Here is a 23667-nt window from a genome sequence, read left to right as displayed (position 1 = left end):
TGTACGACATGCTCTGGTTCTTTCTGCTATTCATGGTTAAGTGGGGTAGCGTGCTGGTTCTAAGATATAGAAGACGAGGTCGCTGGGGTGGGCATCATCGATAAACCCATATCGTCGACCGTAAACATAATGCACATAGGCAGGCTATCGGAGCATGAGCTTTGGCCACAGCCTGTCTAGTACTAACAAATAAGCAAGTAACGCGACGCACATAGACTATGAGTTGAAGGCTACGCACGAGTGTTATCTAGTGTATTTATCGATTTTCTGCCTTTTAGGCCTAAGAGACAAAATCAGTGCAACGAGGCAATTCTGGATGGTCTAAATAATTGTCTCCAATTTAACGCTCAGTGCAAGGTGGAACTACAATCACCCTCTATACAAGACTCGGCATCTGATTTAACACTACTAACAATACCAGGCTGTAAGGATAAAGCTCCTGCAACTTCCAATGGATCCTGGTTTTGATAACAAACTTTGATTGGATTGGAGAGATTCATACAAGCCTGCCCTTTTGCAAGAATTGCGTGAAGCTGACCACATGGTTTGTTTCATCTGGACTTTGCTTGAGGGGATGGTAGATTCTGGACTCCGTCGCAACGACATGATCCTTGGAGAGACAGCATGTTTTTTTTGAGACAAGGCCACTTAGCGCTCTGCCTGATTATTGCATTGTTCACTCCTTTCATATCTTTTGCTGCCACGCAGTCACAGACTGCGCCGTTCACGTTGCCGCCACTCCCCTACGCTGTCAGCGCGCTGGAACCGGCGATTGACACGGAGACAATGACTTTCCATCACGATTTCCATCACAGAACCTACGTAGATAACCTCAATAATGCAATCAAGGATGTACCTGCACTATCCGGAAAGACCTTGGAGCAACTGCTTGCCATCGCCTCAACGTTGCCGCCAGTGATACGAAACAATGCCGGTGGCCACTGGAACCACAGTGAGTTCTGGAAGATGATGGCTCCGGTTGGCAAGGGAGGGAAACCATCGGCCACACTCGAAGCACAAATTAAAAAAGACTTTGGTTCATTGGATGCTTTCAAGGAGCGCTTTAACAAGGCCGCAACTAGTCGTTTTGGCTCAGGTTGGGCTTGGATGATATTGACCAGCAGCGGTTTGCAGATCACCTCAACGCCCAATCAGGACAACCCACTGATGGATGTCGCTGAGGTACCCGGTCAGCCATTGCTGGGGGTGGATGTCTGGGAGCATGCCTACTATTTGAAGTACAAGTACAAGCGTGCTGATTATCTGAACGCATGGTGGACAGTGGTGAACTGGAACTATGTCAACTATTTGTTCGAGGTGGCAAAAAAGGAGGAGGGGAACCTAAGTCATCATCTCCACCATCAACACTGAAGAACACGGATTGCCTCGTAAATGAGCTGGCCGAGCGCGCGTTGTCCTCCATCTTTAGTCTGAATCAGCTATACAATCACCACGCGGTCGATAATGTTATCGGCTGCGTCGGTGTTTAACCTGATTTTACATAATATCTTTTCTACCCAGGCTCGCACTTTCTTCCTAATGACGGAGATTATCCAAGTCATGACAAGGGAGCTGCAAGAAATTATCTAGAACACTATTGAATCTATCTGATTTATTGATGCGAAATCGAATGAGGCATTATCTGGAATAATGCCAAGCATCTCTGCTATGAAACCTCTTATAGCTTAATCAGTTCTTGAATACTGAGATGCGGACGAACTGCGCAATCATGATATTTGAAGGATGAAAATGGTGTTTGCAACACAAGCGATGTCTACTCAACTGTTGAATCTCTCAAGGTGATCCCAATGAACGATCGCATCTTTTGGGGTCATATTGGCCATGAACGCCAATATTAAATACTCTGTTGAGTGCACACCTCTCGATTTTTACCAGAACATCACTCTTCATGAACTAACGGCCATAACATGCCACCGCCTCCGCACAGAGATTGACCATAATGCAGCCTTGCTTGGCAGTAGACCTATTTTGATTCAGTAAATGAGTTTCAGAGACACGTCAACCTATAGGTTTCTCGGAAGAAGCGATAATATGCTCGAAATTGGCATAAAGGAGATCGCAGTGAACCACGCCGTTTTATCTTCGTGTCTCGATAAATGCGGCGACTGTTTCGCCTCGAAAGCGGCCCGGATGAAGTTTGACAATGACATTGAGGCGATCTTCGAACTCAAACGTAAACGAAATGCTGTCATTCTTGCGCATAATTACCAGACCCCAGAGATCTTTCATGGTGTTGCCGACATTGTGGGTGACAGTCTCGCACTGGCCCGCAAGGCGATCGATGTCGATGCCGATGTCATTGTCCTTGCCGGGGTGCATTTCATGGCAGAGACGGCAAAGCTCCTGAATCCGGAAAAAACGGTCTTGATCCCCGATATGGAGGCAGGCTGTTCTTTGGCTGAGTCGATTACACCACAGGATGTCGCATTATTGCGTCAGGCGCATCCTGGTGTTCCTATCGTCACATATGTGAATACTTCAGCAGCCGTGAAAGCGGCTTCAGATATCTGTTGCACGTCGGGCAATGCCAGGAAGGTGGTAGAGGCACTCGGTGTTCCCAAAGTGCTGATGATTCCAGACGAATACTTAGCACGTAATATTGCCAAAGAAACGGATGTCGAAATCATCTCCTGGCATGGTCATTGCGAAGTACATGAACTTTTCTCGGCCAACGATATCTTGCAGCTGCGCGAAGATCATCCAGGTATCACCGTGCTCGCTCATCCCGAATGTCCACCCGATGTGGTGGCAGAGGCAGATTTCGCAGGCTCGACTGCAGCGATGTCCGACTATGTCGATGCTAAGAAGCCGGCGCGAGTGGTACTTCTGACAGAATGCTCGATGAGCGATAACATTGCCGTCCATCATCCAGATGTTGAGTTCATCCGTTCCTGCAATCTCTGCCCGCACATGAAACGGATCACACTTGCCAATATCCGGGCCGCATTGGAAGAAAACCGTTATGAGGTGACGGTGGATGCTGAGATTGCTGCCCCCGCGCGGCGAGCCGTTGAAAGGATGCTGACGATATGACCGAGGAGCAATATGGCTGAGATATTGGACCATCTTGCAGACCGCCCGATCATCGTTGGTAGCGGTCTTGCGGGTCTGATCGCAGCGCTTACGATTTCTCCTGAACCATCAGTTCTTGTCACGCGCAGTACCTTGGGCGCAGAAACATCAAGCGCGTGGGCCCAGGGGGGAATGTCTGTGAGCCTTGGACCCGATGACAATGCCAGTTTGCATCTTGCCGATACCCTAGCGGCTGGTGATGGTCTTTGTGATGCAATGGCGGCAGAGAGCATCATTTCGGAAGCAGTTCATGCTTTTAATGTTCTGGAACACTTTGGTGTCCGATTCGACCAAGATAGCAACGGCAATCTGGCGCTTGGGCTGGAAGCAGCCCATTCCCGCCGTCGTATTGTGCATGTTGAGGGCGATAAGTCGGGAGCAGTGATTGTCCAGGCATTGACTGCTGCTGTTCTCAACGATCCATCGATCACGGTGATGGAGGGAGTCGAAGCGCGGCAAATCCTGATGGCGGACAACGCAGTCTGTGGATTGCTACTTTCCAATCTGGTATCAGATATTGTGTTGCCTTCATCAAGAATTCTTCTGGCAACGGGCGGCATCGGCGGGCTTTATGATGCAACGACCAATCCGGTGAACAACTTTGGCCAGGGCATCGCGATGGCTGCACGTGCTGGTGCCGTACTTGCCGACATGGAGTTCGTGCAGTTCCATCCGACTGCACTCCATTGCCATGATCGCCCACTGGCACTCGTCAGCGAGGCTGTCCGCGGCGAAGGCGCGCAGCTCATTAACGAACGCGGCGAACGCTTTATGGCGGATATTCCTGGTGCGGAACTTGCGCCCCGCAACGTCGTTGCACAGGCGATCAGCGCTGAAATCACCCGCGGTGGCCTAGTTTTTCTCGATGCCAGGAGGGTATTGGGGCCACGCTTCAGTGCTCGCTTTCCAACAATTACTGCACTCTGCCACAAGATAGGCGTTGACCCAGCACGCATGCCAATCCCCGTACGTCCTGCTGCTCATTACCACATGGGCGGTATCGCAACCGATAGTGAAGGTCGCAGCAGCATTTCTGGCTTGTGGGTTGCGGGTGAGGCAGCGTCTACAGGCTTACATGGCGCAAACCGGCTTGCTAGCAATTCGTTGCTCGAGGCAGTCGTCATGGGAATGCGTGCAGCCCGAGATATAGCAACCCACAACATTCAACACGCTCTTGGGATAATCCCCTTCATGCCTAAAAAACCTGAAACCACGCTTGTTCGGCCAATTGTCTCCCGGTATCTCGGCGTACTGCGCCACGCGACGGGTATGTATGACGCGATTACTGCGCTGCTGCCGTGTGTGGAAAGCGAAGAAGAATTTTCAGATCCTGCCATCGTCGCGTTGCTGATTGCTGTCTTTGCAAGTCTCCGCACCGAATCACGTGGTGCCCATGCGCGAACCGATTTCCCTCTGAAACATGACAAGGCACAGCGATGCAAAATGACCCTTGCGGACGTTCTTGAGATCGCTCATTCCAGTGTTTCAAAAGATAAGGTTCTTCTGACATGAACCTCGTTTCCCTTCCACGCATCATCATCGAACCGATTGTGCGTAATGCGCTTGTGGAAGATTTGGGGCTTGCAGGCGACATTACCTCAGCTGCGGTTATCCCTGAGGAACACCGTTCCACAGCGGTCATAGCGGCTCGTCAATCGGGGGTGGTCGCGGGGCTAGATATAGCCGAGCTCGCATTCCAGCTAATCAATGCCGAGATCGTGATGATGCGACATGTGAAGGATGGTATGAGGGTGGAGCCTGGCGAGGTGATTGCCACTATCACCGGTTTCTCACGAGCATTGCTAACTGCCGAGCGTACGGCACTCAATTTCCTGAGCCATCTTTCTGGCATTGCAACAGCGACAGCGTCGATCGTCACAGCAATTGCCGGAACAAAAGCAGCGATTGCCTGCACACGTAAGACGCTCCCAGGACTGCGTACACTCGAGAAATATGCGGTCAGGGCTGGTGGTGGTATGAACCATCGATTTGCTCTGTACGATGCGATATTGATCAAGGACAACCATATCGCAATTGTAGGTAGTGTCCGCGAAGCGCTGCGTCACGCAAAGGCTGCAGCTGGTCATATGGTAAAGATTGAGATTGAGGTCGATACGCTGGAGCAGCTCCAGGAAGCGATGCAAATAGGGGTAGACGCTATCTTGTTGGACAATATGCAGCCCGACGAATTGCGAGAAGCGGTTAACATCGTTGCAGGACGGGCGATTACCGAGGCATCTGGACGCATTACTCCAGAGACAGCGATCGAAATTGCCGCGTCTGGTGTCGACCTGATATCTGTCGGCTGGATGACTCACAGTGCTCCCATCCTCGATATCGGCCTCGATTTTAAGAGTGCTATATCGCCAAGTTTATAAGGGATCGTCTCAGAAAACGGAAAATAAAAGCGCAGTCAGTTGCTGGATGGATACCTACCCATATCGTTTTCTATGTGCAAATTCCTGCAATCCTGTGTGGAGCTACTCAGGACTTACGTGTCGCACGAGGCGAAACACGAAGGCGGCCTGTCATACGTAGGCCATCGCGTGCGTTTAAACCCATCAGCATTAAGTTTGTCGCCCCGACGATCAGTTCAATGATCTGCACTACGTAGAAGGTCGTGTCGAACGTACCTGTGCTCGCCCATCGGTTTAGGAAGATTGCGCTTGGCACGAGCACGAGCAGTCCATTAGCTGCGATGAAGGGCATGCGCTTCTTCTTGGCATCGACTAGTCGTCCGTGCCGTGACTTGGACAGGAACATGCCGCTGCCTCCAGTAGCAGCCATAGCTGGAATAAGAATCCACAATCCTGGCGTGACGATGAGCGATTTAAGCTGTGCCACTGATACGTGTGAGCCGAACAACTCGACGAGGATGGTGGACATGAAGAACGTCGCCATGCAGAGCGGAGCAAGGAGTCCCGCGATGAAGTGAACGTGCTTTAACATAGTGTTGATCCTTTCTGGTCTACCGAATTAGGAGGTGCATAGGTTGGGTACTGCGACTTTACTGAACACATGCGGCGTCGCAGTGGCGCTAGAGAGATAAGCGTCTAAGGCACTGATGAAATTGGAATGAGTGAACGCAGCTCGGAAATGTTCAATCGTGTCTCACACGGTGTAGTTCATCAACATGCAACTACCACCAATCGCGCGATGCAACTGGGTAGAGATGAAGTATGACTGGCACTTCATCCAGTTAGTATCCTTACTCCCAAACGACCATGAGCGTAAGGTATGTCGGCTTCAGCGACGGTAAAGAAGTTGATGAGGACGACTGGTGTAGAGGTGCTTTAGATCTGTTTCTCAATCGGTACAGTGGGTCGAGGGGGAGTAGGTTTGGCCAAATTTGCGGGTCAGCGTGTTACGGCCCAGGCCCAAACGCGCAGCAGCTTCGGCGCACCGACCATGCGTCAAACGCAATGCTACATCCGGCAGCTTTCGATCTAAGCGCTTGCCCGTCTCGGCATACACACCGTTGCGTCTGAAACTCAATCGCTTTCAGCATCACAATGCCTACACTTGCCATGTGTCAACACAGCCTCAATGTCATTAGCTGAGATGTCTAGGTTGTGTCCAGTCATCCCCAGAAAATTCTTGGCCCGCTGTGCCACGTCATCACGCTGTTCACCTAACGATGGTAGTTGCAAGCGCACCACGTCTAAACGGTGCAACAGGTCGGAACGAAAACACCCCTGCTCGACCTAATGTCTCAAGGTCTTGATGAATAGCCGTAATCCGGAAGAATTCATTTTCGGCCAGCACACAGAACAAGCTAGTCTGCACGTGCAACGCCGTACATTGTGTTCATCTCCCTGCTGTTCCAGTGCTTTCAGTGTTTGCTGTTATTAGACGTCTTGCACTGACTCCAAGCCAGCATGTGAAGGCCGTCTTGACACCTTGGATGCGCCCTCCACCCCATGGACTTAGTGGTGCGCGGGCAGCCGCACCACGGCAATTCAATTCCACATCAAGGCAAGTCTGGTATATCGGGTCTATGAACTGAACCACGCTCAGGAGTCATACGCTGACTCGCCATGCGATGTAATGTCAAGTCCTTCGCGCTCAGCTTCTTCGGGCACACGCAAGCCAAACACCAGCTTGACGATTAGGAAACCAACAAACGAAACGATGCCAATCCACACGATACTGATCCCCACGCCCATGGCTTGAATCATGACTTGATTGCTCATCGTCATCCCCTCGGAGTATCCCTGGCCACCTAGCGCTTTATCGGTAAAGACTCCAGTCAGGATCGCACCGACAATGCCACCAATGCCATGCACACTGAATACGTCCAAGGTATCGTCTACGTTCAATAGTTTTTTCAATCCAATCACACCCCAGACGCAAAACACAGCAGCAACAGCGCCGATTGTGATTGCACCAAACGGGCCAACGGTACCAGCCGCAGGGGTGACGCCAACTAGACCAGCAACCATACCTGACGCAACGCCAAGCGCCGAGGATTTGCCTTTAATCATCTTTTCGAGCAGCGACCAAACCAGTACCGCCGCCGCAGTAGCAAGCATGGTGTTGAGGAAAGCCAACGCAGCAATGGTATTGGCTTCTAACGCTGAACCGGCGTTGAAGCCGAACCAACCGACCCATAACAGTGCAGCACCAGTGAAAGTCATTGGGACGTTATGCGGCTTGACTGCAATCTGACCGAAACCAATACGTTTGCCAACAAAATAAGCACCGACCAATCCGGCGATGCCAGCATTGATATGCACCACGGTGCCACCTGCAAAATCCAAGGCCCCCTTGTTAAACAGAAAACCTGGTGCCGACCACACCATGTGCGCTAGTGGTAGATAGCCAAAGGTGAACCAGATGACGATGAACAACAGCACCGCAGCGAACTTCACACGTTCGGCAAAAGCACCGATGATCAATGCACCGGTGATACCAGCAAAAGTCAACTGAAAAGCAATAAATACATACTCAGGCAATTTGAAACTTTTAGAGAAAGTGTCGGCCAACGTGGCGGTGTCCACGTCATGGAGCAATGCCTTGTTCAATGTGCCGATAAACATGTCACCATCGGCAAAAGCAAGACTATAGCCGTATAGCACCCACAAAATTGCTATCAGAGAGAACACCACGCCAATTTGTATCATCATCGATAGCACGTTTTTAGAGCGCAACATACCGCCGTAAAACAGTGCCAAGCCTGGTACCGCCATCAGTAGCACCAATAGCGTGGAGGTGAGCATCCATGCAACATCACCCTTGTCTACCACAGGGATGGGAGTGGTTTTGGAGGTCGCTACCGCCTCGGCGGACGCTACTTGAGGTGTCAGCAATTCGGTGGTGACTTGCTCGCTCGGCAGAGGATTGGTTTGTACCTGGGCTTGCAGATTATCGATGGAGTTGACCCCTACTAACAGGGTGAACGCCATCAATATACAGGTCGTATAAAATCGGTTCTTCCACATAGTGAAAAGACCATTCTTCATATGAGCATGACTCCAAGAGTTAGAGTGCATCGATGTCAATCTCGCCAGTGCGAATTCGTACAACCTGTTCGATTTTGGTGACAAAAATCTTGCCATCACCGATCCTGCCGGTGCCAGCCGCAATCCGGATCGCCTCAATCACAGCATCCAGGCGTTCATCGGTCACGACAGTTTCGATCTTGATCTTGGGCAGGAAATCAATGACATATTCAGTGCCGCGATACAACTCAGTATGACCCTTTTGCCGTCCAAAGCCCTTGACCTCGGTGACGGTAATACCTGATACGCCAGCTTGCGATAGTGCTTCTCGCACCTCGTCAAGCTTGAACGGACGGATGATGGCGGTGATCAGTTTCATTCGCATACCCCAATGGTGGAAGGGATAGATTGGCATCCACCAGCCAGTGATGTCAGGTTGATTGGATACTAAAGCAGCGTCTGTTCTCTCCAAACGAAGACGGACACACGTTCAGAGATATCTTTAACAGTTCAAGTCCATAACCAAGGTGGAGAGGGAGTCCTCCAGGATGCCCACTTAAGCAATGAGCGCTTGACACCTGATCCTCCCCTGCCATTGGTGAAATGGAAAATAGCGATGGTGGAAAGGAAGTACCCACCATCGCTGCCACTGGAATTGCCTAGTTAGCGTAGTACAGCTGGTATTCCAGCGGATGAGTGGCCGCACGGAATTGAGTGACTTCCTGCATCTTCAGGGCAAGATAACCGTCGATGAAATCGTCACTCATCACACCACCTGCCTTCAGGAACTCGCGATCTTTATCCAGTGCTTCAAGAGCCTGATCCAAACTGGAACAGACCTGTGGGATTAACTTTTCCTCTTCAGGTGGCAGGTCGTACAGATCTTTGTCATTCGGCAACCCTGGATCAATTTTGTTTTTAATCCCATCCAGGCCAGCCATCATCAGCACAGTGAAAGTCAGATAGCCAGACTGCAATGGATCGGGGAAACGCATTTCAATGCGACGTGCCTTTGAGTTGGAAACCCACGGAATACGGCACGAGGCTGAACGGTTGCGTGCCGAATAAGCCAGCATCACCGGTGCCTCAAAGCCAGGGACCAAACGCTTGTAGCTATTTGTGCCCGAATTGGAAAACGCGTTGATCGCTTGAGCGTGCTTGAAAATACCGCCGATATACCACATCGCCAGTTGCGACAGGCCAGCATAGCCGTCACCTGAGAAGAGGTTGACCCCTCCTTTAGACAGCGACTGATGCACATGCATGCCAGAACCGTTGTCACCAACGATCGGTTTCGGCATGAAGGTGGCAGTCTTTCCGTTGCGGTAAGCAACGTTTTTAATGATGTACTTCATAGTCAGCAGCTCATCGGCCTTTTTGACCAAGGAGTTGAACTTAGTGCCGATCTCGCACTGCCCAGCCGTGGCGACTTCGTGATGATGTACCTCAGTCTCAATACCCACTTGCTCCAGAGTCTTCACCATCTCGGTACGCAAGTCGTGTAGTGAGTCAGTTGGTGGGACTGGGAAGTATCCCCCCTTTACACCCGGACGGTAACCACCGTTTCCCCCCTCAAGCTTAGCGCCGGTGCTCCAGGCGGCCTCTTCCGAACCGATTTGGAAGAAAGTGTGGCCCATGTCATTAGCGAAACGTACTGAATCGAAGATAAAAAATTCAGGTTCCGGACCGAAAAATGCTTGATCGGCAATACCCGAAGAGTTTAAGTAAATTTCAGCACGCTTAGCGATGCCACGGGGGTCACGCACATAACTCTGCATCGTCGCTGGATCGAGGATGTCGCACGTCATGACCAGAGTTGGATCCGCGTAAAAAGGATCCAGGTAAGCAGTGTTGGTATCAGGTAACAGCACCATGTCCGACTCATTGATGCCCTTCCAACCGGCAATCGAACTGCCATCGAACATCTTTCCATCCTCGAACAGCGATGGTTCGATGATGCTGACCGGGAAGGTGACGTGCTGTTGCACGCCGCGCATATCGACAAAACGCAAGTCGACGAATTCGATCTTTTTGTCCTTGACAAGCTTTTCAACATTTTCCATTGACATCAGAGGCAACCTCTAGGATTGGGGTAGCAGTCGAAATATATAAAGCACTTGGTATACCAAGTGCGTTCAGCCTTGCAATCCATTGGTTTTTCTCGGATAAGCATAGTGCAAAGCCAAAAAATAAATCCCACCAACATGGATCATTCATGCATCGATTATGCTATCTCTCCATTTGGCTCTCAACCATTCCCCCCATGTTCGAACTGCTTGCTGCCCTTATGCTGGGCATTCTCGAAGGGCTCACCGAATTTCTACCTGTCTCCAGTACAGGCCACCTGCTGATTGCAGAACATTGGCTCGGTTCCCGCTCGGATTTCTTCAACATCGTGATTCAGACCGGCTCGATTCTGGCTATTACCTTGGTGTTCCGAAAAAGATTGTGGTCACTTGCCACCGGCTTGGGCAAGTACACCAACCGTGATTATGTGATGAAACTTGTTGCTGCTTTCCTGGTTACTGCAGTGGTTGGCTTGGCTGTGCGCAAGGCCGGCTGGCAGCTACCGGAGACGATACAGCCGGTCGCCTGGGCACTGATTATTGGCGGTATATGGATTCTGATAGCCGAGTATGTGGCCAAACACTTACCAGAGCGCGAGAGCGTCACCTGGACAGTAGCAATCGCAGTTGGTTTGGCACAAGTAGTGGCTGGTATGTTCCCCGGAACATCTCGCTCGGCTTCGACCATCTTCTTGGCAATGTTGCTAGGTCTAAGTAAACGTTCAGCAGCAGCGGAGTTCTCTTTTTTAGTTGGTATTCCGACGATGTTTGCAGCCAGCAGCTATACATTCCTGGAATTATTCAAACGCGGTGAGATACGCCACGAAAACTGGTTGGAAGTAAGCGTGGCGTTTGTGGCAGCGATGGTCACAGGCTTCGCCGTAGTGAACTGGTTACTTGGCTATATCAAAGCTCATTCGTTTGCGCCGTTCGCTTACTACCGGATCACATTGGGACTGGTCCTGCTGACTTGGTTACCCTAAAACAAACCTGATGCTAATACTTATCAGCCGCAGCGTACTGGCGCATTAACTTCATTGATTGGCGCCTGACCGGGTTTCCTAGACCGGAAGGCGCCAATGTGACTGGAGTTTCTACCCCTTCTTTAGACTGGTGTGCTGCACTTGATGGATGATGCTAAGGCACAGGGTCAATGAGAAACCCATATACATCTACATCGTTCAGGGCCCACACAGGCCAAAAAATTGTAGGCATGTGTGTCTAGAGTGTGATGCGTCTGCAATACCTTGATTACTGATGGGGTGCAGCAACAGCGCCTTCCAGTTGTGCCTCTGCCGTGATGCGCACTTTGATTTCGTCGCTGACATTAGGAACATAAGCACTCAGAGCAAACTCGCTACGCTTAAGCGTGGTGTTAGCATCGAAACCAATCGCTTGCTTCTTTGTCATCGGATGTTCACCAGCACCATTGATCGTTACATCCAAAGTGACGGGTTTGGTAATGCCTTTAACCGTTAGATCACCAGTGACAGTCAGTTTGTTCGTGCCGCTGGACGCGACCTTGGTGCTCTTGAAGGTGATGCTTGGAAACTTGGCCGCATCAAAAAAATCGGCGCTCTTCAAGTGTTCATCTAACTTAGTGGTAAAGCTGTTCAGACCGGAAAGCGGTAGGGTGACTTGCACCGTCGACTTAGTCACATCGGTAGCGTCGTAGACCAAGATACCTTCGGCATTACCAAAGTGTGCGCTCGGATTCGAGAATCCAAAGTGATTCCACTGTAGCAATACATCAGTGTGGCTTGGATCCAGCTTATAAGTACCAGACTGAGCCTCAATCGGCTTGATCTGTTCAGTCGTACTTGGAGGCTGGATTACCGGGGAAGCAGGAGTAGCTTCGTTTGCTCCCGGGACAGAGGGAACTTCCGGCTGCTTGGCGGGCTTGGAGCACGCAGTAATGTACAGAGTCAACGCGAAAGGCAGCAGCAGTTTTTGAGTGGTGTTCATAAAATCGACTCCTTAAAATGTAAATTGAGATAGTGCCTGAAAGCACAACTAGATCAACTAATTCAGACAATGTGTGCAGCTTCCTCGAAACTCAAGCGTGGCAAGCGCGGAAACAGACTGGTTGAATCACCATAACCCAAATTAATCAGAAAATTGGACTTGATCGCGGTCCCAGAAAAGAACGCTTCATCAACTTTGGTGTTGTCGAATCCTGACATCGGCCCAGCATCCAGGCCCAATGCACGTGCGGCTAAAATCATATAAGCACCCTGTAGAGTGCCGTTGCGGAATGCAGCTTCGGCACGAATTTCACGCGGGCCGTCAAACCGGCTTTTGGCATCGATATGCGGGAACAGATAGGGTAGCTTCTCATGGAAATCCTGATCATGGGCAACGATGACTGTCACCGGTGCGGATAGAGTCTTGGCCAGATTACCCTCTGCGAGGGCCGGTTTGAGTTTGGCCTTGCCCTCCACCGAGGTGACGAACACGAAACGTGCTGGCCCACTGTTGGTTGAAGTTGGCCCCCATTTCGTCAACTCATAAAGCTTGCGTAGCAGGAGCTCGTCCACCGGCTTGTCGAGAAATGAGTTATATGTGCGTGCAGTACGTAATAGCTGGTTCAGCGCGGCATCGTTGAGTACATCGGACATAGCAATCCCTTAAATTGAAGACTCGAAAGAAAATCATCGTGGGTAAAACTGTAAGGGTGGAGAGTATAAAGTGATGCGATTCGTGCAATACGCGTCTATTTTCGCAACACGCCAATGTCGTATGTAAAAGAATCAGACAGGGTTTTGGCCATTAGCGACGGTCGCACCGGTAATGCACGTCAAGCAGAAGCACTGGCCAACACCCTAGTGGGTAGCCCTTACACAACTCAATTGCTCAAGCCGCGTATACCGTGGTGCTGGACGGCACCATACTGTCTGCTTGGTGCCAAGCACGCGTTTGGCTCTGAATTCTTACATGCATTAAGACATCCCCCATTTCTGGCCATCGGTTGCGGACGCCAAGCCGCATTGGCCACACGCCTGCTGCGCAAGCAAAGCACTGGCGTCGTTCAAATTCTGGACCCGCGCCTACCAGCACGTTACTGGGACCTGCTCGTGGTTCCTGAGCACGATCACATACGTGGCCATAACGTGCTGACTCTAATTGGTAGTCTGCATCCAGTGAACGATGTTTGGCTGGCAATGGGGCGTGCCCAGTTTCCGAAATTGGGGGACTTGCCTGGTCAGCGCGTGGCGCTGTTGGTCGGGGCACCAACAACCCAAGCACCTTGGCAGCCAGCTAAATTGGAGGCGTTATGCACTACTCTGCTGAGGCGATTGTCCCACCGTGGCAGTTTGCTGGCCACCACCTCACGACGCACATCACCAGTACTCGCAGCTCAACTACGCACACGCCTGGCCGCAATACCAGGGCTGTTTTGGAACGACGCTGACGAAGGTCCCAACCCCTATCCAGGTATCCTCGGCTGGGCGGATGCGATCATCGCCACTGCTGATTCGGTCAACCTCCTATCCGAAGCCTGCGCCACCCGTGTTCCAGTGACTGCCGCCTTCTCCGATCATGCCCGTGGTCGCATACGCCGTTTCATTGACACCTTAGGTACACGCCTATGCACCATTGATAATTTGCTCGATATTGATACACTCGTGCAGCCTCTCCGAGAGACCGAACGCATCGCCAATGAAGTACGTGCCCGGCTCGGGATAATAATAGATTAGAGCTTTCAATTTAAGGACGAAGTTCAAATGAAAAATGGATTTTTATGCGCCCGCCTTTTGCTGCTATCCCTAAGTTTGGTAACGACTGCAGCGATTGCAGCGACGCCAGTTTGCCAACCACGCTATCCATCACCCACTGCAACCGAGGCCATGTTGACCGTGGCCGATCGTGCCGCCCGGCAACTGGATGCATTACCGGGCACACAGGTAGCAATCATCGCCCGCTCTGGCCAGGATCTAAGCCGCTACGGCTTACGTCACAGTCACATGGCATTCGTCGTGCGCGAAGCTGATGGTCAATGGCGTGTACGCCACTTGCTTAATCACTGCAAAAGTAGTTATTCGCAATTGTACCGTGAGGGGTTGGCTAACTTTGTCGGTGAAAGTGCACAAACTGGGGATCTGCGCTTGGGTGTGCTCGCGCCATCACTGCAGCAACGTTTGTATCCATTGCTGCTTGCTCAAAACAGCTTGATGCAGCGCTTGCACGAGCCCCGCTACAGTGCGGTGGCCTACCCTTTTACCGTTGGCTACCAGAACTCCAACCAATGGGTACTGGAGATCATCGCTGCAGCACTTGCCGCTCCTGATGGACCATTGCCGGATAGCCGCCGCCAAGTCCAAGCGTGGTTACGCAACGCACATTACAAACCTAGCCGCTTGCATCTCACCTTGGGACAACGGTTGGGTGCGCGTTTCATCGTTACGAACGCAACGACAACCGATCATCCTTGGGGAGAGCGTATTTCGGGTAACTATTCAGTCGCAACAGTGGAATCCGTATTCAACTTTTTACTAGAACGCGGTGTACTGCTTGGAGATCAATCCATCGCACATCAACCTCCTTCCTCTGCAAGAATGGGAGCTTCACCATGAATCATTCACGCCTCCTGGGTACTCTCTTGTCATTTGGATCATTCGGAGTAATTTTTTCGAGTAACTCTGTACATGCCAGTGACGCTATATCAGCCAGTGGAGATGCAATCTCAGCCAGTGGACAGGCTGCAGGGGTCAGTGCCATGTTGGTTGTGAGTATGCCGCTCATCTCTGTTGGGGCTTTTGTTAAAGGCGCATCAATGACCGCAACCCAACTGAGTCAGGAACATAGCAGTTCCCACAAACACTATCAGGCCAACAGCAAGCCCAAGCTGCCACCGCCGATGCAGGTGAAATCCATAGAAATTCAACAGGGTGGCGGATACCAGGTGAAACTGCAGGATCCTGTTACCCCAGATAACCAAGCAGAGTTGCGTTGGCCGGCACGCCAAGACAATCCCACCACGGGGTTCAAGGTTGGCGAGCTCGTACATTTCCAACCTAATAAGGAAGGCATAGGCTGGACTGTGCGCTCAGCACGAGAAGAGGCACTGGCATTTGTGCCAACTGTTGAAGCTGCAAATCACGTACTCAGCGAGACCTTGAGATGACCATGGCTCTCTTCCCATAACAAGCAAGGTTTACCTCTCACGCTTCTATGTTTGTCCCTTCCATGCTTGAGTATGTACATAGCAACGCAGATCTTCGGTCGTGGCAATGCCCCACTATGACGGCCAATCATCGATCACCCATTACGTGATCTAAGGAGCGGTTATCGTATTAACTCGCATTAGAGCTATAACCCGGATTTCAGAAACGGCAATCCCTGCCTCTAGCTTAGCTAGGTTCTGGATGATATGAGAGCGTGTTATGAATTCAGCTTACCGATGAAGCAGTGACCAATTAGATCACTCCGAAAAAGGTGCAGGCGACCTGAATCATTAAGCATGCCAATAGCGTATTTAAGACTACCTGCCTCACACAGAGGCAAGTTGATGCGCGAAGATGGTTTGAATGCGTTTGTGTTAAGAGGTGCGATGAATATGGACGTCAGAAGCCTTAAGCACTGTGTAAATAGCTGTACATAAATATCGTGTGCAAGTGAAAGCCAAAATCTAGTTTCTCGTTGCTGATGCTGCCATCGTTAATGGGTTAATGGTCACGAAGAACCCGTCTGGCATGATGCTATTTACCAGTGTTTATCGTTTAAAAGCATCACCAAACTAACAGAGGCGGCGGATGCTATTCGCAGCTGGCTCCCAGCCACAGCAGCTAAAGTAACGTGCCATCTCAGCGCTTACCGGGTTCCTTTTTACTGATGTTTACAGACCACATGCAGCGTGCGATCCGGTATCGCACCGACGACAAGATGGATGCACAGTACATCAAGTCCTCGGATTGAAAGTCATCAACATTCACTTGATCTGCAAGATGAGGTGTCCTCACGCATGTTCATGATATCCGTGAGATGAAACACATCTACTACCTTGCAATCGGATTCGATTTCCAAAACACGCTACTGTTCCACGGTAATGGATGGTCAGTGTGTCTGGATGGCTACGGTCTCAACCTTTGGCAATTCGTCCCCATTGGATTCTCAAGAAGCTTCACAATTGAAAATAGAGAATACACACGCCAACATTTTACATACAGTCGAGCATGGACTGGGTGACGCGTGCCATAACCTATAACATGCTGCAATTACAGTGTCCCTATGAGGTCCTTCAGTTGATTATTCATCCCAAAGTCCGCGGTTTCATTTGCACCACCACTCATCCAGTGGGTTGCGAGTACAACGTCCTGGAGCAGATTCAATCCACCCGCGCACGAGGTGTGCGCAGTAACGGCCCTAAGAAGGTACTGGTGATTGGCGCTTCCAGCGGCTATGGCTTGGCCTCAAGAATTACTGCTGCATTCGGCTTTGGTGCAGATACGCTTGGAGTGTTCTTTGAAAAGCCAGGTGCCGCCAAAAAACCTGGGACCGCTGGATGGTACAACGCTGCGGCATTCGACAAATTCGCTAAGAAGGCGAGTCTTTACAGCCGTTCGATCAACGGTGACGCGTTTTCCGACGAAATGCGTGCCAAAGTGATCGAACTGATCACGACCGAGATGGGAGGCCAGGTTGATTTGGTCGTGTACTCGCTTGCCTCACCACTGCGCAAGCTGCCATCTACCGGCGAAATAAAGCGTTCGGTACTTAAACCCATCGGGGCTACTCACACCTCTAACGCAATTGACACTAATAAGGACCAGATCATCCAGGCCACAGTCGAACCGGCCACCGAGCAAGAAATCGCCGATACAGTTGCAGTGATGGGTGGCCAGGACTGGGAATTGTGGATCAATGCGTTAGCGGAGGCAGATGTACTGGCACCACATGCACGCACCGTAGCTTTTAGTTATATCGGAACCGAAATCACTTGGCCAATCTATTGGCATGGTGCGTTGGGTAAAGCAAAAGCTGACCTTGATGCAACCTCACGACGATTGGATGCACGCTTGCAAGTCCGTGGCGGCGGTGCAAACGTAGCAGTACTAAAATCAGTGGTGACTCAGGCAAGTGCAGCAATCCCTGCACTACCGCTATATATCGCGATTGTGTTCAAGGTGATGAAAGAGAAGGGGTTGCACGAAGGGACGATCGAACAGGCGGATCGTCTGCTGCGTGAGCGTCTGTACCGGGAAGACGGTCAGCCTGCTACAGTCGACGAGGAGCATCGCCTGCGTTTGGACGATTGGGAACTACGTGAAGATGTGCAAGCTGCATGCAAAATGATCTGGGCGCAAGTGACCACCGAAAATCTGTTCCAATTGACCGACTATGCTAATTACAAACGAGATTTCCTCAAGCTGTTCGGCTTCGAGCGTGCAGACGTTGATTATGATGCTGATGTCAATCCGGAAGTTGCTTTCGACGTGATCGAATTGTAATCCGCCAAGTTTGATGTGGTTGTGGAACACGGGCGCACCTCTGTTTACCCATGCTCCTGTTTCTTAACACGTGCTCACTTGCTCTCATGAACTATGAATGAGCACGAGAAGTTCATTAACACAACATGTATTTACTCTGAGAACAGAGTCGCCGTAATCGATACTTAGCTGTGCTGTATGTAGCGTTGTTATTACAAATGTTCTAATCGATGCTTGCAACCTGCTTGACCAACAAACCGACAAGATCAGAAGATGGGAGCAATCTACATTCTCTTCCAGGAGTTCCCCCCCATGAAGCGATGGTTGCCACTGCTACTGCTTGTGTTGATACTTCCTGCGCAAGCGCTGGACCTTCCTTACGACGAACATGCGGACGCCTGGGCTCAAGTCACAAAAGCTTTGGCTGCTGGCAAACTTACGCACAAATCGACCCTCATATTTTTCGGTGCTAACTGGTGCACCGACTGCCGAGCACTCGATAAATCACTGCATAACCCGAAGAACGCCGCATTGATCGCCAAGCACTTTGAAGTGGTGAAGATCGATGTGGGCAATTTTGATCGCAATCTTGAATTGAGTCAGGCCTATGGTGACCCAATTCAGGATGGCATTCCCGCGGTCGTTGTGGTCAACCCGGATGGCCAAGTGCACTACACTACAAAGGCTGGAGAGCTGGCAAATGCGCGAAAAATGAGTGACCAAGGAATCTACGATTTCTTTGCCAGGGTTACAGGGATGAGAGCATCACATTGAATATCTATCACGGGTTCAGGAGAAGCGAAACGTCACGTCGCATGATAAATGTCCATCACAGGGCGCTATTCGCCTCATCACCAGCCGCTATAAACAAATGTTTCACATCGGGTAACCCACTTAATCCAGATTCACATTCCCAGGTACCAACCATCCGGATGTAAGCGGCTGTCTGCAATTCTATGTCATTAGCTTCGCCACCAGGCACTGAACAACGCTACCGCACCAGCAAACCCGCTAATCAAGCTCCACCCTGGAATCGTGCCTAGGTACCAACCATCCGGATGTAGGCCATACAACACAGCAGCCACCACCAAGAAGCTGCTCCCCACAATCGCATTGACCACACGACGCTGCAAGCCTTGTAAAGCTAGGGGTAGCCTGTGTAATTGTTGCAAATAAACGTCATTCTGTTTCCGGCTTTCAACCTGCTGTACTAGCCACGTATGTATTAGGCGCGGTGTGTCTGGAGCGTGAGTCATGATCTCAGGCAAGCGTTTATTTAACTCCTTAAGCACATGACGCGGGCTGTAACGGGCACGTAGAATTCGCTCAAGGACTGGGCGCGCCACTACCCAAATATCTAATTCAGGATCGAGTTGACGACCAACGCCTTCAATATTGAGCAGTGTCTTTTGCAGCAAAATCAATTGCGGCTGTAACGTAAGCTGGTAACGCTGGGCAACATGGAACAATTTGATCAGCACTTCAGCCAACGAGATCTGTGATAAAGGTCTTGTAAAGTATGGCTCACACACCGAACGTGCTGCCGCCTCTAGTTCCTCAATACGGACATGTGCTGGTATCCAGCCCGCTTCCAGATGCAACTCGGCAATACGCCGGTAGTCTTTATGAAAGATCGCCATGAAATTCTCGGCCAAGTAGTATTGATCCTTCTGCGAGAGCTGGCCCATGATGCCGAAATCAAGCGCAATAAAACGTGGATTGGATTTGCGTGCCGGATCACTGTCGACCCAAATGTTTCCGGAGTGCGCATCGGCATGGAAAAAATTATCGCGGAACACCTGAGTGTAAAACACGCGTACTCCCTTCCTCGAAAGGGCCTTACGGTCGATGCCGGAGGCATCAAGACAAGCAATATCGTCCGACGGAATGCCATACATACGTTCCAGAGTCAGCACCCGTTCGGCCGTGTGTGACCAAATCACTTCCGGCACATATAGATCGTCGGACGCCTCCCAGAAGCGACGTAACACGCTGGCGTTAGCACCTTCACGCTGCAAATCCAACTCAGCTGCAAGCGTAGTCTCGATCTCCGCCACAATCGCGCGCGGGCGGATTTTATCCGCATGCGGGTGGGTGTGCTCAACCAACGCGGCTAGTGACTTAAGCAGGGCAATGTCGCCATTGATCTGATGCTCAATATCAGGGCGCAGCACTTTGACCACCACTTCACGTCCGTCGTGCAGCGTGGCCGCATGCACTTGCGAGATTGAAGCGCTGGCCAGCGGCATAGTATCGAAGTGCGCAAATGCTGTTTCGACCGACTGACCCAGCGCAGTTTCAATGATGGCACGCGCAGTCTGGCCGTCGAACGGCTCTACGCGGTCTTGTAGCATGACCAGTTCATCGGCGACATCCGGTGGTACCAAGTCTCGGCGGGTAGAGAGAATCTGCCCAAACTTGACAAAAATAGGTCCCAGTTCTTGGAGTGCTAATCGCAAGCGGCGCCCACGTGGCTGCTCAGCAATCTTAGCGTTGATACGGGGTACAAAAGGCTTAGCCAAACGCAGCCAGCGCTCAGCTGTAGTACCGTCCAGCAACGTGTCCAGCCGGTAACGTAGCATCACCTTGCCAATACGACGGGCTCGGAACAACGCCTTCATGCCGCCGTTTCCGAACACAACCTCACCAGTCGAGTGGCTAGCCGCTCGACATCATCACGTAGCACATCAACATCATCGTAAAACGCTTCTAACTCAGCACGTGGCACCACGCTCCCGGATTCTTCGGTAATGAACTCCGCAGTGCTATGTGCCAAGTCCACTGCACTGCGTTGCATGTGCCGCAAAGTCATGTGCAACACACCAGCGACCTGTACGCCAAGCAATTCACCGAACACAGCAACAAAAGGTTGTTGCCAATCAGGATCGAAACGTGTGGCTAACTGTTGTAACCGTTGCGCCAGTTCAGCGTCACCAGCCACACGTAGCCGCCCAGTCTGCACCGTACTAGTGCGGCGTATATGTGCCAGCCACGGCAATTGTCCAAGAAACCCGGCCAACGTCCCCTGTACTTTCAGGTCCACCTCTTGCTCTGAATCGATCGGGCCGACGCGCAGACGTTCATCCTCAACACGAATCTGTAATTCTAAGGGTGGTGTCTCCAGGTACAGTGCGATGCGCTGGCCATCAAGCATGCGCATGACTTGATAGGTGTCCGGATCAAGAGCTAAGAGGCGATTTAATGCCAGCTCCAGGGCACGTGCGGCCAAAGGTTTAAGAAAAGAAGGGATTAATGAGGAAGACATGACTCTATTCTAGCCGTGCCTGCGTCATTTCATTGCATCAATCAATGTTACTTTCATTTTGGTAGTATCAAATTGGAGAAACTGCAAAGTGCTACCAGCAAAAGGACAAGGACGCGGCTGGAAGCATCTGTTGTCTGTGACCCGTTATGAAGCTGTATCTTGTGGCCCCACTTGCGACAAAACATGACTAAGGACTTGCACTACCTGATCCTTGCCAAGAGACAGCGCATCACCAAGAAGCACGACAACCAACACAGCAACACCTGAATGAACCAAGGGCTTCGTTTTTCTTCATCATTTGTGTGTTATTTCTCATGGAATGGTTTTGTTGCACGGTGTTGCTGGGTTGGAAGTTTGTGCCTGAGCCAGTCGTGAATATGCCGAAACAGGTAGAGAAGAAATACCGAACGACGGATTGGTCAACGGATAACACAGCGGCAGTCTAAGCCTGAATTGGTTCGATCCCGATTTCAATACGATTTCTCGGTACCAAAAGCACTTGCAAGTTGCCATACCCTATCGTGGCAAGAGCGATGTTTGAGAACAGCTCATGGATAGCGTGAGCCTCAAGATGCCCAAAGAGTGAGAAATGGAAAACGAAGAAGCAATACAACAACCCTGTGGGTGGTGCATTGATGTGGTTGGAGCTTCAATTATTCGGATACTGATCGACACTGGCATCTTTATCCAAAATGAGGGATGAGCACATTAGCAGTTGCGTCTTTTTCTAAGAGGCTACTTAACACAACCACTATTCAATATATGTGACAGAGACATGATGTTGATGCGAGGACATATTCAGCACTATGCGTACACCGTTTAAAGAAGATGCTTAGCGTGCTGCTGTAACAATAGACCAGCCAGCAAATGTTTTAGGAATCACCATGCGATTCCGGTAGTGTTCGGCTACCATCATACGAATGCGTCACGACTATATCCTTACCCTATTCTGTCCCGACCGTACTGGCCTTGTGTATCGCATCAGTGGAGCGTTGTTTCGGACGGGCTGCAATATCCTTGATGCGCAACAGTTCGGTGACAAGGAGAGTGATCGCTTTTTCCTGCGCGTGCATTTCGACGTGGCTGACAGTACTTCATTGGCACCGCTGCAAGATCGGATCAACATGCTTGCCAACACCTATGCAATGCACTGGCAATTGCACGATGCGCACCGACGTACCCGCCTGCTGGTGCTGGTCAGTAAGCAAGGTCACTGCCTTAACGATTTATTGTTCCGCATCCACAGTCGGCAACTGCGTGCAGAGATCGTCACGGTCGTTTCCAACCACAACGACTTCGCTCCATTAACAGCGTCATACGGCGTGCCATTCCAGTACTTGCCGGTGGATGCAGACAACCGCGCTGAGCAAGAAGCGCTGATCTTACAACTGGTCGAGCGTGAGCACATCGACTTGGTAGTGTTGGCACGTTACATGCAAATCCTTTCACCGACGCTGTGTGAAGCACTGGTTGGGCGTGCGATCAATATCCATCACAGTTTCTTGCCGAGCTTCAAGGGTGCCCAGCCCTACCATCAAGCGCACGCACGCGGGGTGAAGATCATCGGTGCTACTGCACACTACGTCACCCGTGATTTGGACGAGGGTCCCATCATCGAACAGGACGTAGCACGGGTTGATCACTCAATGACTGCGCATGACTTGGTGCGCATAGGCAGTGATATCGAATCGCTAGTGTTAGCGCGTGCAGTGAGTCGCCATGTTGAACATCGAATCTTGCTTAACGGTCATCGGACAGTGGTATTTCGCTAGAACACGTTACGCACTTTGAGCCAGCTAGGTTAGTGGATAAAGATGATATTCCGCCGTCCGTCTCCTAGGGGCATTTCTGATGAAAACGGTAGATTGCTACACCTTGATTGAGCAAACAGCTCACAATCCCAGTCCTGTCTGGGTATGGGGTAGCGCCATCATCATGGGGACGATCCTCTAGGGACCGTTAACACTCATGGTACTGAGACGATGTCACTGAGGCGGTGAGTGTATGAAGATTACAGCCGCTTAATTTATGCAGGTCGAACATTCTCTGCCAAAGCAACACAGCAACGTCAATCCAAGAAATCAGTAGATGTTCAACGCCCTTCTGTATGTTGCTGAACATGGTTACAAATGGCTTGGCCTACCCAAACGCTTCAACAACTGGCACATGATTTACACATGCATGAACCAAGAGGCGATCTGGCGTGCTGCATTGAGACTCCAGCAAGGGCAGGTCTTGCAGATCGAAAACTAGGCTAGCACCAGTCTGAAGGTACATCCTGACGGCACCAATGTACCCTCCAAAATCGTCCGCCCGTTATCGACAAATGAAACACCAACGCGCTCATCACTTTCTCTATCGGCCTGGACAAGTAC

Annotated in this window: 20 protein-coding genes and 1 pseudogene; 12 read left to right on the top strand and 9 right to left on the bottom strand. The window is 50.9% G+C overall.

Features of this window, described 5'->3' with window-relative positions; all coding sequences use genetic code 11:
- Positions 1 to 624: 624 nt before the first annotated feature.
- The 4 genes from PLS229_RS06085 (at position 625) to nadC (ending at position 5471) form a co-directional block, all read left to right on the top strand.
- Positions 625 to 1371, top strand: a complete 747-nt coding sequence (locus PLS229_RS06085) for a superoxide dismutase (RefSeq protein WP_114867125.1) — start codon at positions 625 to 627, stop codon at positions 1369 to 1371.
- A 681-nt stretch (positions 1372 to 2052) separates the two neighbouring features.
- A complete protein-coding gene (nadA, locus tag PLS229_RS06080) occupies positions 2053 to 3054 on the top strand; it encodes a quinolinate synthase NadA (RefSeq protein ID WP_201745829.1) in 1002 nt (333 codons plus the stop codon).
- 12 nt (positions 3055 to 3066) lie between these two features.
- The gene (locus PLS229_RS06075; RefSeq protein ID WP_038271354.1) at positions 3067 to 4605 is read left to right on the top strand and encodes an L-aspartate oxidase; all 1539 of its coding nucleotides are present in this window, start codon (positions 3067 to 3069) and stop codon (positions 4603 to 4605) included.
- Positions 4602 to 5471 carry a carboxylating nicotinate-nucleotide diphosphorylase gene (gene nadC, locus PLS229_RS06070; RefSeq protein ID WP_038271353.1) on the top strand — a complete coding sequence of 290 codons (870 nt, stop codon included), beginning with the start codon at positions 4602 to 4604 and terminating at the stop codon, positions 5469 to 5471. The genes PLS229_RS06075 and nadC overlap by 4 nt, the downstream gene beginning before the upstream one ends.
- A gap of 106 nt (positions 5472 to 5577) precedes the next feature.
- Here the strand turns inward: nadC and PLS229_RS06065 are convergent, their stop codons facing one another.
- From PLS229_RS06065 to glnA, 5 genes and pseudogenes are all read right to left on the bottom strand, one after another.
- A complete protein-coding gene (locus PLS229_RS06065) occupies positions 5578 to 6042 on the bottom strand; it encodes a hypothetical protein (RefSeq protein ID WP_038271352.1) in 465 nt (154 codons plus the stop codon).
- 357 nt (positions 6043 to 6399) lie between these two features.
- Positions 6400 to 6885: pseudogene (locus PLS229_RS06060) on the bottom strand (helix-turn-helix domain-containing protein); the annotation flags it as partial.
- Between the two features lie 221 nt (positions 6886 to 7106).
- Positions 7107 to 8555: an ammonium transporter gene (locus tag PLS229_RS06055; protein ID WP_081755446.1), complete on the bottom strand. Its 1449-nt coding sequence runs from the start codon at positions 8553 to 8555 to the stop codon at positions 7107 to 7109.
- A 19-nt stretch (positions 8556 to 8574) separates the two neighbouring features.
- The gene (locus tag PLS229_RS06050) at positions 8575 to 8913 is read right to left on the bottom strand and encodes a P-II family nitrogen regulator (RefSeq protein WP_038271350.1); all 339 of its coding nucleotides are present in this window, start codon (positions 8911 to 8913) and stop codon (positions 8575 to 8577) included.
- Between the two features lie 280 nt (positions 8914 to 9193).
- A complete protein-coding gene (gene glnA / locus PLS229_RS06045) occupies positions 9194 to 10603 on the bottom strand; it encodes a type I glutamate--ammonia ligase (protein ID WP_038271349.1) in 1410 nt (469 codons plus the stop codon).
- 194 nt (positions 10604 to 10797) lie between these two features.
- Between glnA and PLS229_RS06040 the strand changes: the two genes are divergently transcribed.
- Positions 10798 to 11583: an undecaprenyl-diphosphate phosphatase gene (locus PLS229_RS06040; RefSeq protein ID WP_038271348.1), complete on the top strand. Its 786-nt coding sequence runs from the start codon at positions 10798 to 10800 to the stop codon at positions 11581 to 11583.
- Positions 11584 to 11851: 268 nt separating this feature from the next.
- Here PLS229_RS06040 and PLS229_RS06035 read toward each other — a convergent pair whose 3' ends face one another.
- The gene (locus PLS229_RS06035) at positions 11852 to 12565 is read right to left on the bottom strand and encodes a YceI family protein (protein WP_081755445.1); all 714 of its coding nucleotides are present in this window, start codon (positions 12563 to 12565) and stop codon (positions 11852 to 11854) included.
- Between the two features lie 62 nt (positions 12566 to 12627).
- Positions 12628 to 13218, bottom strand: a complete 591-nt coding sequence (locus tag PLS229_RS06030) for a malonic semialdehyde reductase (protein WP_038271347.1) — start codon at positions 13216 to 13218, stop codon at positions 12628 to 12630.
- Positions 13219 to 13332: 114 nt separating this feature from the next.
- On the opposite strand from PLS229_RS06030, the gene PLS229_RS06025 reads away from it, so the two are divergent.
- The 5 genes from PLS229_RS06025 to PLS229_RS06005 all read left to right on the top strand — a co-directional run bounded on the left by PLS229_RS06025 (position 13333) and on the right by PLS229_RS06005 (position 18801).
- Complete coding sequence (locus PLS229_RS06025) at positions 13333 to 14298, top strand: mitochondrial fission ELM1 family protein (RefSeq protein ID WP_038271346.1); 966 nt, start codon at positions 13333 to 13335, stop codon at positions 14296 to 14298.
- Between the two features lie 27 nt (positions 14299 to 14325).
- A complete protein-coding gene (locus PLS229_RS06020; RefSeq protein ID WP_038271345.1) occupies positions 14326 to 15174 on the top strand; it encodes a DUF2145 domain-containing protein in 849 nt (282 codons plus the stop codon).
- Between the two features lie 200 nt (positions 15175 to 15374).
- Positions 15375 to 15725 (top strand): hypothetical protein, encoded by a 351-nt coding sequence (locus tag PLS229_RS12265; RefSeq protein WP_230430835.1) that lies wholly within the window; start codon positions 15375 to 15377, stop codon positions 15723 to 15725.
- Positions 15726 to 16842: 1117 nt separating this feature from the next.
- Positions 16843 to 18048 (top strand): enoyl-ACP reductase FabV, encoded by a 1206-nt coding sequence (gene fabV / locus PLS229_RS06010; protein WP_038271378.1) that lies wholly within the window; start codon positions 16843 to 16845, stop codon positions 18046 to 18048.
- Positions 18049 to 18339: 291 nt separating this feature from the next.
- Positions 18340 to 18801, top strand: coding sequence for a thioredoxin family protein (locus tag PLS229_RS06005; RefSeq protein ID WP_038271343.1), 462 nt, complete (start codon positions 18340 to 18342; stop codon positions 18799 to 18801).
- Positions 18802 to 18989: 188 nt separating this feature from the next.
- Here PLS229_RS06005 and ubiB read toward each other — a convergent pair whose 3' ends face one another.
- Together ubiB and PLS229_RS05995 are read right to left on the bottom strand one after the other, a co-directional pair.
- Positions 18990 to 20648 (bottom strand): ubiquinone biosynthesis regulatory protein kinase UbiB, encoded by a 1659-nt coding sequence (gene ubiB, locus PLS229_RS06000; RefSeq protein ID WP_038271342.1) that lies wholly within the window; start codon positions 20646 to 20648, stop codon positions 18990 to 18992.
- Positions 20645 to 21292, bottom strand: a complete 648-nt coding sequence (locus PLS229_RS05995) for a ubiquinone biosynthesis accessory factor UbiJ (protein WP_038271341.1) — start codon at positions 21290 to 21292, stop codon at positions 20645 to 20647. Before PLS229_RS05995 ends, ubiB begins: the two co-directional genes overlap by 4 nt.
- A 920-nt stretch (positions 21293 to 22212) precedes the next feature.
- On the opposite strand from PLS229_RS05995, the gene purU reads away from it, so the two are divergent.
- Both purU and PLS229_RS05985 read left to right on the top strand, forming a co-directional pair.
- On the top strand, positions 22213 to 23064 hold the full coding sequence (purU, locus tag PLS229_RS05990) for a formyltetrahydrofolate deformylase (protein ID WP_038271340.1): 852 nt from the start codon (positions 22213 to 22215) through the stop codon (positions 23062 to 23064).
- Positions 23065 to 23380: 316 nt separating this feature from the next.
- The gene (locus PLS229_RS05985; protein ID WP_114867124.1) at positions 23381 to 23545 is read left to right on the top strand and encodes a transposase; all 165 of its coding nucleotides are present in this window, start codon (positions 23381 to 23383) and stop codon (positions 23543 to 23545) included.
- Positions 23546 to 23667 lie beyond the last annotated feature (122 nt).

The sequence above is a fragment of the Xylella taiwanensis genome, assembly GCF_013177435.1.
Classification (GTDB): domain Bacteria; phylum Pseudomonadota; class Gammaproteobacteria; order Xanthomonadales; family Xanthomonadaceae; genus Xylella; species Xylella taiwanensis.
This window is presented reverse-complemented; position numbering and strand designations above follow the sequence as displayed.